Raw genomic sequence first — 12,877 nt, forward strand, 5'->3', positions numbered from 1 at the left:
GGTACTACGCCCCGTCCAGTCCTCTTCGGCCCTCTTCAGTCCTCTTCGGTGGCGCCCCGCTTGATCGCCGCGTCGCGCCTGCGGACGTACCAGATGCCGATGAACCCGAGACCGCCGCCCGCGAGGCAGGTCCAGAGCCACCACAGGTGGCCGTGATCGTCGAACCAGCCGTAGAAGGGCAGCTGGACGAGGAAGAGGGCGAACCAGAGGATCGTGCCGCCGGTGATGGTGGCGACCACGGGGCCCTCCAGGGGCTCCGGCGCCTCGTGCTTGGGGGTCCACTTCGCCATGGGGGACAGCCTACGAGGCGATCAGGTCTACGCGCGGAGATGGTGTTCCCCGATTTATGTGTTCATACTGAAACGGTTTGCCTTTGACCATATTCATTCGTAGGAAGCACCGAAGCGGCATGGGGGATGTCCGCCGGTGATGAGGTTCCACATGTCCACCTCGGCCCCCGCCAAGGTCCCCTCGCCCGAAGAACCGGGCGAGCCGCCCGCGTACGGCGCGCTCGACCGCTTCTTCCGCATCTCCGAGCGGGGCAGCACGCTGCCCCGGGAGATCAGGGGCGGCTTCGCCACCTTCTTCGCGATGGCCTACATCATCGTGCTGAACCCGATCATCCTGGGCAGCGCGAAGGACATGTACGGGCACCAGCTCGACAACGGCCAGCTCGTCACCGCCACCTGCGTGACGGCCGCGTTCACGACGCTGCTGATGGGCGTCATCGGCAACGTGCCGATCGCGCTGGCCGCCGGTCTCGGCGTCAACTCCGTCGTCGCGCTCCAGCTCGCCCCCCGGATGGCCTGGCCGGACGCGATGGGCATGGTCGTCCTCGCCGGCCTCGTGGTCATGCTGCTGGTGGCGACCGGTCTGCGCGAGCGCGTCATGAACGCCGTGCCCTTCGGCCTGCGCAAGGCCATCAGCATCGGTATCGGCCTGTTCATCATGCTGATCGGCCTCGTCGACTCCGGCTTCGTCACCCGCATCCCGGACGTCGCCCAGACCACCGTTCCGCTCCAGCTCGGCGGCGACGGTCACCTGAACGGCTGGCCGGTTCTCGTCTTCGTCCTCGGCGCGCTGCTGACGCTCGCCCTGATCGTCCGCAAGGTGCCCGGCGCGATCCTCATCTCGATCGTCGCGACGACCGCCCTCGCGCTGATCATCAACGCCGTCGCCACCGTGCCGTCCTGGGGTCTGACCACCCCTGAGTGGCCCGGCAACCCCGTCGCCACCCCCGACTTCGGGCTCATCGGCGAGTTCAGCCTCTTCGGCGGCTTCGACAAGGTCGGTGTACTGACCGGCGTCCTCTTCGTCTTCACCGTGCTGCTGTCGTGCTTCTTCGACGCGATGGGCACGATCATGGGCGTCAGCGACGAGGCCAAGCTGACCGACGCGCAGGGCCAGATGCCCGGCATCAACAAGGTCCTCTTCGTCGACGGTCTCGCCGTCGCCGCCGGTGGCGCCAGCTCCTCCTCCGCCACCACCGCCTTCGTGGAGTCCACGGCCGGCGTCGGCGAGGGCGCCCGCACCGGCTTCGCGAACCTCGTCACCGGCGGTCTCTTCACCGTCGCCCTGTTCCTGACACCGGTCGCCACGATGGTCCCGTCCCAGGCGGCCACGCCGGCCCTGCTCGCGGTCGGCTTCCTGATCCTGGCCGGTTCGGTCAAGGAGATCGACTGGGCCGACCACACGATCGCGATCCCGGCCTTCATCACGATGGTGATGATGCCGTTCACCTACTCGATCACCAACGGCATCGGCATGGGCTTCATCACCTTCGCGGTCCTGCGCCTGGCGGCCGGGCGCGGCCGGGAGGTCCCGGTCCCGATGTACGTGGTCTCGGCCGTGTTCGCCTTCTACTACCTGATGCCGGCCCTGGGCCTGACCTGAGCCGCCCTAGGTCTCGCCCGAGCCGTGTCACGCGGCTCAGGCGAGGCCGTAGAACTTCTCCGTCTCCTCGACCGCGGTCTGGAACCGCTCGTCGAAGTCATCGCGAATGAGCGTCTGGACGACATAGTCCTGGACGCTCATTCCCCGTTTGGCGGCGTGGTGCCGGAGCCGCTCCAGCAGTTCGTGGTCTATCCGCAGGCTGAGCACATCGGTCCCCATGGCTAGAGGGTCGTGGCACGGTCCGGGGTTTCGGGTGACGTTCCGCTCCCCCACCACCCGTATGAGTGATATTCGGGTGGTCCGGCGGTTCAGTGGCGCGCGTCACGGGAAGGCAGGCGCCCCCGAGTAGTCCTTAGCGAGAGTAATGAGTTACTCTAAATACATGTCGGACCTTACGCATGGCGACGACGCTGCCGCCGTGAACTCCCTGCGATCCGCCGTGATGCGGCTGTCCCGTCGGCTCAAGCACCAGCGCGTCGACGAGTCACTGAGCCCCACCGAGATGTCGGTGCTGGGCACCCTTTCCCTGTGCGGCAGCGCCACCCCCGGTGAGCTGGCCCGCAAGGAACACGTACAGCCGCCGTCGATGACCCGCATCGTGGCGCTCCTGGAGGCCAAGGGACTGGTCCGGCTGGAGCCTCACCCCGAGGACCGCCGCCAGAAGGTCGTCACGAAGACCGAGCAGGCCGAGGCCATGCTCGCGGAGAGCCGCGCCAAGCGGAACGCCTTCCTGGCCACCCTGGTCGACGGTCTCGACGAGGACGAGTGGGCGAAGCTGCGTGCCGCCGCCCCCGTCCTGGAGAAGCTCGCACACCTGTAGGCACTTACCGAGGAGGCGACCCTTTTGAGTACGGGACCCGGAGCAGACTCCGCCCCCGCACCGACCACCCACGACTCTCCCCCCGGCCCGCCCGGGGGCACCGGCAGGTCCTCGATGTTCAGCTCCCTGAAGGTCAGGAACTACCGCCTGTTCTTCGCCGGCCAGGTCGTCTCCAACATCGGCACCTGGATGCAGCGCATCGCCCAGGACTGGCTCGTGCTCAGCCTCACCGGCTCCGCCACCGCCGTCGGCATCACGACGGCCCTCCAGTTCCTGCCGATGCTCCTGTTCGGCCTCTACGGCGGTGTCCTCGTCGACCGCCTGCCCAAGCGCCGCATCCTTCTCTTCACCCAGGTGGCCATGGCCGTCACCGGGATCGCGCTCGCGCTGCTCACCCTCTCGGGCCACGTCGAGGTCTGGCACGTCTACATCGCCGCCTTCGCCGTCGGACTCGCGACGGTCCTGGACAACCCGGCCCGCCAGTCCTTCGTCTCCGAGATGGTCGGCCCGGACCAGCTCCAGAACGCGGTCAGCCTCAACTCCGCCAACTTCCAGTCCGCACGCCTCGTCGGCCCCGCCGTCGCCGGCCTGATGATCACGGGCGTCGGCACCGGCTGGGCGTTCCTCGCCAACGGCCTCTCCTTCGTCGCGCCCATCGCCGGACTGCTGCTGATGCGTGGCCGCGAACTGCACGCCGTCCAGCGCGCCCCGCGCGGCAAGGGCCAGCTGCGGGAGGGCCTGCACTACGTCGCCGGACGCCCGGACCTGATCTGGCCGATCGTCCTGGTCGGCTTCATCGGCACCTTCGGCTTCAACTTCCCCGTCTACCTCACCGCCTTCGCCGACGACGTCTTCCACGCGGGCGCGGGCTCCTACAGCCTCTTCAACACCCTCATGGCCGTCGGCTCCCTGGTCGGCGCGCTCCTCGCCGCCCGACGGGGAACCTCCCGGATGCGGGTGCTGGTCGCGGCGGCGGTGGCGTTCGGCGTGCTGGAACTGGCCGCCGCGGTGGCCCCCTCGCTGTGGCTGTTCGCCCTGCTCATGGTGCCGATCGGCATGTTCGGCATGACGGTCAACGTCACCGCGAACACCACCATCCAGATGGGCACCGACCCGGCCATGCGCGGCCGCGTCATGGCCCTCTACATGATGGTCTTCCTCGGTGGCTCCCCGGTCGGAGCGCCGATCGCCGGCTGGATCACCGACGCGTACGGCGTCCGGGCGGGCCTCGCGGCGGGCGGCGCCGTCTCCGCGCTCGCGGCGGCGGTCATCGGTCTGGTCCTGGCCCGCGTCGGCGGCCTGCGCCTCGCGGTCGGCTGGCACCACGGTCACCCGACCCTGCGGTTCGTCCCGAGGGAACGGCGGAAGGAACTGGCTCCGGCGGCATGACTCGCTCGAGGGCCGGTGACGGAAGGCACACTGGCCCCATGAGACTCTTCGCCGCCGTGCTGCCCCCGCAGGACGTGACCAGCGAACTCGCCGCCGAGGTCGCCGCGTTGAAGGAGCTGCCAGGCGCCGGCCGACTCCGCTGGACGGGCCGCCCCGGCTGGCACTTCACGCTCGCCTTCTACGGCGAGGTCGACGAGGAGGCCGTACCGGAACTGTCGGCGCGGCTGGAGCGGGCCGCCCGCCGCACCGCACCCTTCGCGCTGGCGCTGCGCGGCGGCGGCCAGTTCGGCCACGGGCGGGCCCTGTGGACCGGGGCGGCGGGCGGGGTGGCGGAACTGCGGCTGCTCGCCGACCGGGCGGAGGCCGCGGGCCGCAAGGCGGGCCTGGACCTGGGGGAGCACCGCCGCTACAAGGCCCACCTGACGGTGGCCCGCAGCCGCGAGGCCCTCGACACCCGCCCGTACGTCGACTCGCTGCACGCCTTCGCCGGCCGCGAGTGGACCGTACGGGAGCTGACACTCGTGCGCAGCGACCTCCCGAGGTCCGGGGTGCCGGGGGAGCAGCCGCACTATGAGCCGGTCGGCTGCTGGGCGCTCGGCGGGGCCGGTTAGGCTCGAAGGGTGGACCCGAAGACCCGGAACCGGATCATGGCCGGTGCGCTTGTACTGATGTTCGTGTTGGTCGCGGTGGCGGCGGCGCTCGGAAGGTAACCGACCGCCGCCGCACGCCGCTGCCGTACGCTCCTGCCGCAGGCTGCCCGCCTACCAGGCGAAGGCCTCCGGGGAGGGACCCGGGCCGGGGAACACCTCGTCGAGGCCGGCCAGCAGTTCCTCGCTCAGCTCCAGCTCGACCGCGCGCACGGCGGACACGAGCTGCTCGGCCGTGCGCGGGCCGACGATCGGTCCGGTCACGCCGGGCCGGGTGAGCAGCCAGGCCAGCGCGACCTCGCCGGGCTCCAGACCGTGCTTCTCCAGCAGGTCCTCGTAGGCCTGGATCTGCGCGCGGGAGGTGGGGTTCGCCAGGGTGTCGGCGGCCCGGCCACTCGCCCGGCGCCCGCCCTCGACCTCCTTCTTGATGACCCCGCCCAGCAGCCCGCCGTGCAGCGGCGACCAGGGGATCACCCCGAGGCCGTACTCCTGCGCGGCCGGGATGACCTCCATCTCGGCGCGCCGCTCGGCCAGGTTGTAGAGGCACTGCTCGCTGACCAGACCGATGGTGCCGCCGCGCCGGGCGGCGATCTCGTTGGCCTGGGCGATCTTGTAGCCGGGGAAGTTGCTGGACCCGACGTAGAGGATCTTGCCCTGCTGCACGAGCACGTCGATGGCCTGCCAGATCTCCTCGAAAGGAGTGCTCCGGTCGACGTGGTGGAACTGGTAGACATCGATGTAGTCGGTCCGGAGCCGCTTCAGCGAGGCGTCCACCGCCCGCCGGATGTTCAGCGCGGAGAGCTTGTCGTGGTTGGGCCAGGCGTCGTCGGAGGCGGCCATGTTGGCGTACATCTTGGTGGCGAGCACGACCTTGTCGCGCCGCTCGCCGCCCTGCGCGAACCAGTTCCCGATGATCTCCTCGGTACGGCCCTTGTTCTCACCCCAGCCGTACACGTTCGCGGTGTCGAAGAAGTTGATCCCCGCGTCCAGCGCCGCGTCCATGATGGTGTGGCTGGTGGCTTCGTCTGTCTGCGGTCCGAAGTTCATGGTCCCGAGGACCAGTCGGCTGACCTTGAGTCCGGTGCGTCCGAGCTGCGTGTACTTCATGAGCCACAAGCCAACGGCTTGGAGTGCGCTCGATGCAAGGGCGGGCGGTCAGTCGCGGGGGAACGTGTCGGTCTTGAGGGTGAGGTCCAGGGCAGTGGTGGTCAGGTCGACGTCGGTCCCGTAGTCGACCCTTGGCTCGCACTGGTAGCCGCCGTCCTTGGGCTCGGTGTAGACGGTGCACCTGCCCAGGTAGGGATCGGCGATGAGGTACAAGGGGACGCCGGCGACCGCGTAGGCCGTCTTCTTGGCGCCGTAGTCGTTGGGCGCCGTACCCCTGGAGATGACCTCTCCGATGAACTCGATGTCCTCGTACTTCCAGCGGCCCGCGTCGTCCTTCGCCGCCCCGTCGCGAAACTTGGCCACGTCGGGGCAGAGCCGTTCTCATGACCGGGGAAGTCCACCCGGACATCGGAGAGGACCCGCGTGTGCCGCCTTCCCAAACGGTCCTCGAGAGCCCAGAGGAGCTCGCGAACGGTTTCCCAGTGGATGTCCCGCTGCGGAGTCGCGAAGACGCTGCCCCCGACGATCTCGACCTTGTATCCCTCGGGGGTGGGCATCCGCTCAAGGCGCTCGAAACCACTCGTCCAAGCGCTTGACGTTCTCGTCGGCCATGTCGATCTCGATCCTGTCTTCCAGGATGGTCATCTGGCGCTCCTCCCGCCAGAAGGCGCGGGCCGCAGGGGCGGTCGTCGGCCTCAGGCCCCGTAAGCCCCGCCCAGCCCCCACCCCTGGTGCAGCGCCTCCGCGAAGGCGCCGGCCAGCTGGTGTTCGCCGTTCGCGTTCGGGTGGGTGCCGTCGTAGGTGTCGGTGTCGATGTCCCAGGTCTCCGGGATCGAGGCGAGGAGGAGGGGGGAGGGCGGCGCGTTCAGGTCGGCGGCCGTCTTCGCCAGGAGCTCGTTGAAGTGGGCGACCTGGGCGCCGAACGGCTCGTCGGTCGTGGCGCGGATGTTGGGGATCACCGGCAGGAGGACCATGCCGATCCGGGGGTTCGCCGTCCGCGCCTGTTCCACGAAGGCGCGTACGTTCTGCGCCGTCTGTTCGGCGTTCGTGTAGAAGCCGAGGTCTATCAGGCCGAGGGAGACGAGCAGGATGTCCGCCCGGCAGTCGCGGACCGCGTCGCCGATGAGCGGTGCCATGTGCAGCCAGCCCTCGCCCCAGCCGGCCAGGTGGTGCCGGGGGAAGTCGGGGTCGGCGTAGGAGTACGAGGTGGGGGCGTCCGCGGCCTTGTCGTACAGCGTCTCGCGGGGGCCGACGAGCGTGACCGGGCCGCCGTACGTCGCGCACAGGTGCCGCCACATGCGGTGACGCCACGTGAGTTCGCCCGAGCTGCCGATCGTCATCGAGTCGCCGACGGGCATGATCCTGAGCATCCGCTCATCATGAGGGACGGGAGCGGCGCGTGGGATGTGAGCCGGGCCACGAGCCCGGAACAGGTGTGCGGGATGGCAGTCTTGGGGGCATGCGCCGACCGTTCGCCCTCCTTGCCGGGGCCCTGCTCGTGGGTGCGCTCGCCGCGCCCGCCTCCGCCGCCGACGGCGACAAGAGCTTCACGATCGAGGACCCGAGGATCACCGAGTCCAGCGGGCTGGCCGCCTCCCGCCAGCACCCCGGCATCTACTGGACGCACAACGACAGCGAGGACGGCCCCTACCTCTACGCCGTCGACGGCTCCACCGGAAAGACGGTCGCCCGCCTCACCCTCACCGGCATCGGCACCCCGCGCGACGTCGAGGCGATCTCCATCGGCCCCGGCAACCGGATCTACGTCGGTGACATCGGCGACAACCTCGGCGGCACCTGGCCGTACGTGTGGATCTACGAGCTGCCCGAGCCGAAGGAGCTGAAGAACGCGACCGTGCGCGCCACGCAGTACGTCGTCACGTACTCCGACGGCGCCCGTGACGCCGAGTCGCTGCTCGTCCATCCCAAGACGGGGCGCGTGTACATCATCGACAAGAAGGAGGAGGGCGGCCACCTGTACGAGGCCCCGGCCGAGCTGTCCGCCTCGGGCAAGAACGTCTTCCGGCCCGTCGCCCCCATCGAGCTGTGGGCCACCGACGCCGCCCTCTCCCCGGACGGCGAACGCCTCGCCGTACGCGGCTACTTCGGCGGCATCGACTACGACTGGAACGGCGGCGTCCCCAAGCGGATCGGCCGCCTCGACGTGCCGTTGCAACGCCAGGGCGAGTCCGTCACCTTCTCCGCCGACGGCTCGAAGCTCATGTACGGCACGGAGGGCGCCGGGAGCGAGGTGCAGGCGGAGGACGCGCCGGGGGACGAGGCATCCGAGTCGCCCTCCGGCGGCGGGAGTTCCGCGGGCTCGGGCGAGGGCGGGGACGCGGGGATGAGCGGGAGCGTGAAGGTGGGCGCGGTAGCGGTGGGGGCGGTCCTTCTGGCCCTGTTCGGCCTCGGCCGACTGCGGCGGAGGCGGCCGTAGCCGATTTGTGCACCAGGTGGCGTCGACTGTCTTGACGTGTCCATGTGATCCCTCTTCCATGGAAGGCGCGGTTGTGGGAGCGCTCCCACTCGTTCCGGCCCGCGCCCCCGAGAGAAAGCAGCGACATGTTCCGCACCTTGCGCAGAGCGCTGTGCGCGGCCGCCGCCGCACTCCTGCTGCCGCTGATCCCCCTGGCCTCGGCCCCGCCGGCCCACGCGGCGGACGCCGTGGGAGCGGGCTACTGGCACACCAGTGGCCGCCAGATCCTGGACGCGTCCGGGCAGCCGGTCCGCGTCGCCGGCATCAACTGGTTCGGCTTCGAGACCTCCAACAACGTCGTCCACGGCCTCTGGGCCCGCGACTACAAGAGCATGATCGACCAGATCAGGGCGACGGGTTACAACACCCTCCGGCTCCCCTTCAGCGACGACATCCTCAAGCCCGGCGCCGTCCCCAGCAGCATCGACTTCTCCGCCGGGAAGAACGCCGACCTGCAAGGCCTCACCTCCCTCCAGGTCCTGGACAGGATCGTCGGATACGCCGGTCAGGGCGGCATCAAGGTCATCCTGGACCGGCACCGCCCGGACGGCGCCGGCCAGTCGGCGCTCTGGTACACCTCGGCGGTCCCGGAGTCGACGTGGATCGCCAACCTCAGGTCCCTGGCGGGGCGTTACGCCGGGAACCCCACCGTCGTGGGCATCGACCTGCACAACGAGCCGCACGACCCGGCCTGTTGGGGCTGCGGCGACACGACGAGGGACTGGCGGCTCGCTGCCCAGCGCGCCGGGAACGCCGTCCTCTCCGTCAACCCCGACCTGCTGATCTTCGTGGAGGGCGTGCAGACGTTCAACGGGGTCTCCGGCTGGTGGGGCGGCAACCTGATGGGCGTCGCCCAGTACCCGGTGCAGCTCGACGTCCCGAACCGGGTCGTCTACTCCGCCCACGACTACGCGACCAGCGTGGCCCAGCAGAGCTGGTTCAGCGACCCCGCGTTCCCCGCGAACATGCCCGGCATCTGGGACAAGTACTGGGGCTACATCTTCAAGCAGAACATCGCCCCCGTGTGGGTGGGCGAGTTCGGTACGACGCTCCAGTCGACGGTCGACCAGAGGTGGCTGTCGGCGCTGGTGGACTACCTGCGGCCCACGTCGGCGTACGGCGCGGACTCCTTCCACTGGACCTTCTGGTCCTGGAACCCGAACTCCGGTGACACGGGCGGCATCCTCAAGGACGACTGGCAGACGGTGGACACGGTGAAGGACGGCTACCTGACGAGCATCAAGGCGCCGGGCTTCGCGGGCGGGGGCGGCGATCCGGGTGGTCCCGGCGGCGGTACGGCCACCTGCTCCGCCGCGTACACCGTCAGCAGCGACTGGGGCGGCGGCTTCAACGCCGACGTGAAGGTCACCAACACCGGGACGTCGGCGATCGGTTCCTGGAAGGTGACCTGGACCTGGCCCGGCTCGCAGAAGGTCACCAGCATGTGGAACGCGTCGTACACCCAGACCGGATCGACGGTCACCGCGACGAACGCGGCCCACAACGGGGCGCTCGCGGCGGGCGGTTCGGCGAGCTTCGGCTTCGGCGGGGCACCCGGGGGCGGGGGTGTGCCGAGTGTGAGCTGCACGGTGGCGTGAGCGGTGCGGCCGTAGAAGGGGGGTGTCCGGTGGCGGCCGGGCACCCCTTCCGGCTGCCGGGCGGCGGCGGTCAGATCGTGGACGTGAGCGTGCGGCCGGTGATCCACACGCCCGCCACGGTGAACAGGGCCGTGACGCTCCAGCCCACCACGCCCATCGGGTTGAGCCCGAGAAGGTTGTAGGCGACGGTCAGATACGGCACGGTCAGGACGAGCCAGCCACCCAGCAGCGGGTACAGCCACAGCCCGAAGAGGGCCAGCCAGGCGGCCGCCAGCAAGGCCCACCCGAGGATCAGCCACCCCGCGAGCGCCCATTCCGAGGACGTCAGATACCCCTCGGTGTGCCCCCCGACGACCATCCGCACCACCTCACCCCGCCAGATCCGCAACTCGGCCCGGTCCCCGCGGGCCGTGTCGTCGTACGTGTCCTTGGCGACACCCAGGGACTGGGTGCGCCCGTCGAAACGGACGTCCATGCTGTAGCTGGTGGTGCACGACGTGTGTCCGTTGCTGTCCGTGGTGCACGACTCGCTGCTGTCCCTGGCCATGACCTCGCCGCTGGTCCGGGCGACGCAGTCGTGGGCCGACTCCCAAGGCGTACCGACGGGACACAGGGGAGCGTTCTTGTACGTCACGACGGCCGGATGGCGCAGCCCGGTCCGGTCCACGCACAGGACGAGCCCGGCCACGGCGACCAGGAACATCAACACCCGCAGGAATATGACGAGGCCGGTATCGCGCCGCCTGAACTGTCGCTTGCCCCGGTACAACACGGTGGACGCCTCCCCCTGACGCTCCGGACAGCCCGCTCGCCCGCCCGGACCAGCGTCCGTCGGCCCGTCGGCGGAATCAATGCCCCGGTGGGGTGAGGCAGTTGCGGACGTAAGTCCGCACCACGTCGTCGCCGGTCCGCCAGGACGGCGGCGCGGGTGGAGGCGGGGTCTGCCAGCAGGCTTCGTCGTGGGGGAAGGGCAGGTAGCGGCCGGTGGCACGGGAACGCCTGGACCAGCGGCGCCAGCGGGCGTCGTGAGGGGTCGGTAGCCGCCATACGTAGGGATCGGGCGCCCGGACCTCGCGGGCGAGGTCGGCCATCGGCGGTTCGTGGGCGGCGGGTTGGGCCATGAGGCGGACGACCGCGTCATGGAGCAGCCGGAACATGGGACCTCTCCGGTGCGTCCGCCTCCACCGGCAGGAACCGGGCCCACACGCACTTCGTGTACGGCTCCTGCCGGCACCCCCAGCCATCGGCCAGCGCCGCGACCAGTGCGAGTCCGCGTCCGCGTTCCTCGTCCGGGGCGGAGTGGTGGAGCCGGGGGAGCCGGTTCCGGTCGGGGTCCGAGACCTCCAGGACTAACTCGTCCCCGTGCAGGGTGAGCGTGACCTGGACCTGCGCGTCGGAGACGCGGCAGTGGGTCACGGCGTTGGTGACGAGTTCGTTGGCCAGGAGGACGACGGAATCGGCGAGTTGGGCGGTGACACCCCAGTCGGCGAGGGCCTTGCGTACGCGCTGGCGGGCGTCGGGGACGTGCCGTCTGTGCTTGGGGATGCGGAAGGTTGCGGTTGGGAACATGAGGCGAAGCTACGGACGTTCCCGATACGTTCACAACCTTCTCCAGTGAATGCATGCACTTGTGTACTCGATCGAGTGATGGGCTCTCGAAGGCGATGACGTATGTGGCATCGTTGCGGCCGGAGAGGGGAGAACCCATGCCCGCAGGGGGACGGCCGACCGTACGCAGCAGGCGTTTGGGTACGGCGCTCAGGCAGTACCGGCACGCAGCCAAACTCGACCAGCCGCAGGCCGCGGAGATCATCGCATCGAGCCAGGCCAGGGTCAGCCGCCTGGAGAGCGGACACGTCACCGCGCGCGTCATCGAAGTGCGGCTGCTGCTCGATGCGTACGGCGTCACGGACCCCGAAGTGAGGTCCAAGCTGGAGGAGTTGGCCAAGCACTCGAAGAAGCGGGGCTGGTGGCTGGAGCATGGGGCGCACCTGCGCCCTGACTATCTCGACCACATCGCGCTGGAGGACGACGCCGCCCACATTCGGGATTGGCAGCCAGTGTTGGTGCCCGGTCTGCTGCAAACCCCCGCTTACGCCGAGGCGGTCACCACCGAGGGACCCAACTACGTTTCCCCCGAACGGATCACCCAGCTGGTGAAGATCCGGGAGAGCCGTCAGGCGAAGATCGAGGAAGGCGGAGCAACGTACACCGCAATCGTGTGGGAGGCGGTCATCGCCCACCCGCTGGTGGACATCGAGGTTCATCGAGAGCAGCTCTCCGTGATCCTCGAGGCCGGGAATCGGAAGAACGTCACGATCCAGGTGCTGCCCTTCAAGGCCGGGCTCCTGGCAGCCACAACCTCAGCCTTCTCCACGTTCAGCTTCGACTCGGAGCCAACCGTCGAGGCGGTGACGCTGGAAAACTTGAGGGGCACGTCGGTCCTTGAGGACCCCGAGGATCTCGCGGCTTACGCCAATACGTATGACCTACTACGATCGTCTGCACTGGCTCCGGAAGCGAGCGCCAGCCTCATCCGGAGCGCACTGCGGACCCTCAAGGAAGACACGTCATGATCGAGGTCATAGGCCCGTTCCGGAAGTCGTCGTACTCGGGGCAGGAGAGCAACTGCGTGGAGGTGGCCGCCACGACAGACCACGGCCGAGCCGTCCGCGACAGCAAGCAGCAGGACGGCCTCCTGATCGCCGTCTCCCGTCAGACCTGGCAGGCATTCCTGGGGCAGTTCGCGTAGGAAGAAGGCTGATTGTGGCCGAGGCTGTCAGCACCTTCGGGAAGTCGTCGTACTCCGGACAGCAGGGCGACTGCGTAGAGGTCGCCGCCACAACCGACCACGGCCGAGCCGTCCGCGACAGCAAGCGCCAGGACGGCCCCCTGATCGCCGTCTCCGGTCAGAGCTGGCAGACTTTTGTCTGCCAGTTCGCGTAGG

17 protein-coding genes are annotated in these 12,877 nt (G+C 69.4%); 9 read left to right on the forward strand and 8 right to left on the reverse strand.

Features of this window, described 5'->3' with window-relative positions:
- Positions 1-35: 35 nt before the first annotated feature.
- Positions 36-290, reverse strand: a complete 255-nt coding sequence (locus ACFWJX_RS03995; protein ID WP_383236436.1) for a DUF2530 domain-containing protein — start codon at positions 288-290, stop codon at positions 36-38.
- A 151-nt stretch (positions 291-441) separates the two neighbouring features.
- Here ACFWJX_RS03995 and ACFWJX_RS04000 point away from each other — a divergent pair, with 151 nt between their 5' ends.
- Positions 442-1,893: an NCS2 family permease gene (locus ACFWJX_RS04000; protein WP_383236439.1), complete on the forward strand. Its 1,452-nt coding sequence runs from the start codon at positions 442-444 to the stop codon at positions 1,891-1,893.
- A 36-nt stretch (positions 1,894-1,929) separates the two neighbouring features.
- Here ACFWJX_RS04000 and ACFWJX_RS04005 read toward each other — a convergent pair whose 3' ends face one another.
- Positions 1,930-2,112, reverse strand: a complete 183-nt coding sequence (locus ACFWJX_RS04005; RefSeq protein ID WP_383236442.1) for a ribbon-helix-helix protein, CopG family — start codon at positions 2,110-2,112, stop codon at positions 1,930-1,932.
- A 163-nt stretch (positions 2,113-2,275) separates the two neighbouring features.
- On the opposite strand from ACFWJX_RS04005, the gene ACFWJX_RS04010 reads away from it, so the two are divergent.
- Genes ACFWJX_RS04010 through thpR form a run of 3 tightly spaced genes read left to right on the forward strand, consistent with a single transcriptional unit; the run spans position 2,276 to position 4,713 of the window.
- Entirely contained in the window at positions 2,276-2,713 is a 438-nt protein-coding gene (locus ACFWJX_RS04010; protein WP_109000334.1) for a MarR family winged helix-turn-helix transcriptional regulator, read from the forward strand.
- Between the two features lie 24 nt (positions 2,714-2,737).
- Entirely contained in the window at positions 2,738-4,102 is a 1,365-nt protein-coding gene (locus ACFWJX_RS04015) for an MFS transporter (RefSeq protein WP_383236446.1), read from the forward strand.
- Positions 4,103-4,140: 38 nt separating this feature from the next.
- On the forward strand, positions 4,141-4,713 hold the full coding sequence (gene thpR / locus ACFWJX_RS04020; protein WP_383236449.1) for an RNA 2',3'-cyclic phosphodiesterase: 573 nt from the start codon (positions 4,141-4,143) through the stop codon (positions 4,711-4,713).
- Between the two features lie 150 nt (positions 4,714-4,863).
- On the opposite strand, the gene ACFWJX_RS04025 is transcribed toward thpR, so the two are convergent.
- The 3 genes from ACFWJX_RS04025 to ACFWJX_RS04035 form a co-directional block, all read right to left on the reverse strand.
- Positions 4,864-5,856 carry an aldo/keto reductase gene (locus ACFWJX_RS04025; RefSeq protein ID WP_383236452.1) on the reverse strand — a complete coding sequence of 331 codons (993 nt, stop codon included), beginning with the start codon at positions 5,854-5,856 and terminating at the stop codon, positions 4,864-4,866.
- Positions 5,857-5,904: 48 nt separating this feature from the next.
- Positions 5,905-6,219 (reverse strand): Uma2 family endonuclease, encoded by a 315-nt coding sequence (locus tag ACFWJX_RS04030; protein WP_383236454.1) that lies wholly within the window; start codon positions 6,217-6,219, stop codon positions 5,905-5,907.
- Positions 6,220-6,551: 332 nt separating this feature from the next.
- The gene (locus ACFWJX_RS04035) at positions 6,552-7,226 is read right to left on the reverse strand and encodes an SGNH/GDSL hydrolase family protein (protein ID WP_383236457.1); all 675 of its coding nucleotides are present in this window, start codon (positions 7,224-7,226) and stop codon (positions 6,552-6,554) included.
- Between the two features lie 89 nt (positions 7,227-7,315).
- Between ACFWJX_RS04035 and ACFWJX_RS04040 the strand changes: the two genes are divergently transcribed.
- Both ACFWJX_RS04040 and ACFWJX_RS04045 read left to right on the forward strand, forming a co-directional pair.
- Positions 7,316-8,293, forward strand: a complete 978-nt coding sequence (locus tag ACFWJX_RS04040; RefSeq protein WP_383236460.1) for a WD40 repeat domain-containing protein — start codon at positions 7,316-7,318, stop codon at positions 8,291-8,293.
- A gap of 125 nt (positions 8,294-8,418) precedes the next feature.
- Positions 8,419-9,930: a cellulase family glycosylhydrolase gene (locus ACFWJX_RS04045; protein ID WP_383236463.1), complete on the forward strand. Its 1,512-nt coding sequence runs from the start codon at positions 8,419-8,421 to the stop codon at positions 9,928-9,930.
- Between the two features lie 70 nt (positions 9,931-10,000).
- Here ACFWJX_RS04045 and ACFWJX_RS04050 read toward each other — a convergent pair whose 3' ends face one another.
- The 3 genes from ACFWJX_RS04050 to ACFWJX_RS04060 all read right to left on the reverse strand — a co-directional run bounded on the left by ACFWJX_RS04050 (position 10,001) and on the right by ACFWJX_RS04060 (position 11,499).
- Positions 10,001-10,639: a hypothetical protein gene (locus tag ACFWJX_RS04050; RefSeq protein WP_383236466.1), complete on the reverse strand. Its 639-nt coding sequence runs from the start codon at positions 10,637-10,639 to the stop codon at positions 10,001-10,003.
- A gap of 139 nt (positions 10,640-10,778) precedes the next feature.
- Positions 10,779-11,087 carry a hypothetical protein gene (locus tag ACFWJX_RS04055; RefSeq protein ID WP_383236469.1) on the reverse strand — a complete coding sequence of 103 codons (309 nt, stop codon included), beginning with the start codon at positions 11,085-11,087 and terminating at the stop codon, positions 10,779-10,781.
- Positions 11,068-11,499 carry an ATP-binding protein gene (locus tag ACFWJX_RS04060; RefSeq protein WP_383236471.1) on the reverse strand — a complete coding sequence of 144 codons (432 nt, stop codon included), beginning with the start codon at positions 11,497-11,499 and terminating at the stop codon, positions 11,068-11,070. Before ACFWJX_RS04060 ends, ACFWJX_RS04055 begins: the two co-directional genes overlap by 20 nt.
- Before the next feature lie 137 nt (positions 11,500-11,636).
- Here ACFWJX_RS04060 and ACFWJX_RS04065 point away from each other — a divergent pair, with 137 nt between their 5' ends.
- From ACFWJX_RS04065 to ACFWJX_RS04075, 3 genes are read left to right on the forward strand one after another with little or no spacing between them, the layout of a single operon-like run.
- Positions 11,637-12,506, forward strand: a complete 870-nt coding sequence (locus ACFWJX_RS04065) for a helix-turn-helix domain-containing protein (RefSeq protein ID WP_383236474.1) — start codon at positions 11,637-11,639, stop codon at positions 12,504-12,506.
- Positions 12,503-12,682 carry a DUF397 domain-containing protein gene (locus ACFWJX_RS04070; protein ID WP_383236477.1) on the forward strand — a complete coding sequence of 60 codons (180 nt, stop codon included), beginning with the start codon at positions 12,503-12,505 and terminating at the stop codon, positions 12,680-12,682. Before ACFWJX_RS04065 ends, ACFWJX_RS04070 begins: the two co-directional genes overlap by 4 nt.
- 14 nt (positions 12,683-12,696) lie before the next feature.
- Positions 12,697-12,876 carry a DUF397 domain-containing protein gene (locus ACFWJX_RS04075; protein WP_383236480.1) on the forward strand — a complete coding sequence of 60 codons (180 nt, stop codon included), beginning with the start codon at positions 12,697-12,699 and terminating at the stop codon, positions 12,874-12,876.
- The last annotated feature ends 1 nt before the right edge of the window (position 12,877 follow it).

Origin of the sequence: Streptomyces sp. NPDC058335 (assembly GCF_042723915.1) — a bacterium.
Taxonomy (GTDB): domain Bacteria; phylum Actinomycetota; class Actinomycetes; order Streptomycetales; family Streptomycetaceae; genus Streptomyces.

What these genes read in the sequence shown, in the direction of transcription:
- ACFWJX_RS03995 (WP_383236436.1), bottom strand. Translation starts at nt 290, where the DNA reads ATGGCGAAGTGGACCCCCAAGCACGAGGCGCCGGAGCCCCTGGAGGGC.
- ACFWJX_RS04000 (WP_383236439.1), top strand. Translation starts at nt 442, where the DNA reads ATGTCCACCTCGGCCCCCGCCAAGGTCCCCTCGCCCGAAGAACCGGGC.
- ACFWJX_RS04005 (WP_383236442.1), bottom strand. Translation starts at nt 2,112, where the DNA reads ATGGGGACCGATGTGCTCAGCCTGCGGATAGACCACGAACTGCTGGAG.
- ACFWJX_RS04010 (WP_109000334.1), top strand. Translation starts at nt 2,276, where the DNA reads ATGTCGGACCTTACGCATGGCGACGACGCTGCCGCCGTGAACTCCCTG.
- thpR (WP_383236449.1), top strand. Translation starts at nt 4,141, where the DNA reads ATGAGACTCTTCGCCGCCGTGCTGCCCCCGCAGGACGTGACCAGCGAA.
- ACFWJX_RS04025 (WP_383236452.1), bottom strand. Translation starts at nt 5,856, where the DNA reads ATGAAGTACACGCAGCTCGGACGCACCGGACTCAAGGTCAGCCGACTG.
- ACFWJX_RS04035 (WP_383236457.1), bottom strand. Translation starts at nt 7,226, where the DNA reads ATGCTCAGGATCATGCCCGTCGGCGACTCGATGACGATCGGCAGCTCG.
- ACFWJX_RS04040 (WP_383236460.1), top strand. Translation starts at nt 7,316, where the DNA reads ATGCGCCGACCGTTCGCCCTCCTTGCCGGGGCCCTGCTCGTGGGTGCG.
- ACFWJX_RS04045 (WP_383236463.1), top strand. Translation starts at nt 8,419, where the DNA reads ATGTTCCGCACCTTGCGCAGAGCGCTGTGCGCGGCCGCCGCCGCACTC.
- ACFWJX_RS04055 (WP_383236469.1), bottom strand. Translation starts at nt 11,087, where the DNA reads ATGTTCCGGCTGCTCCATGACGCGGTCGTCCGCCTCATGGCCCAACCC.
- ACFWJX_RS04060 (WP_383236471.1), bottom strand. Translation starts at nt 11,499, where the DNA reads ATGTTCCCAACCGCAACCTTCCGCATCCCCAAGCACAGACGGCACGTC.
- ACFWJX_RS04065 (WP_383236474.1), top strand. Translation starts at nt 11,637, where the DNA reads ATGCCCGCAGGGGGACGGCCGACCGTACGCAGCAGGCGTTTGGGTACG.
- ACFWJX_RS04070 (WP_383236477.1), top strand. Translation starts at nt 12,503, where the DNA reads ATGATCGAGGTCATAGGCCCGTTCCGGAAGTCGTCGTACTCGGGGCAG.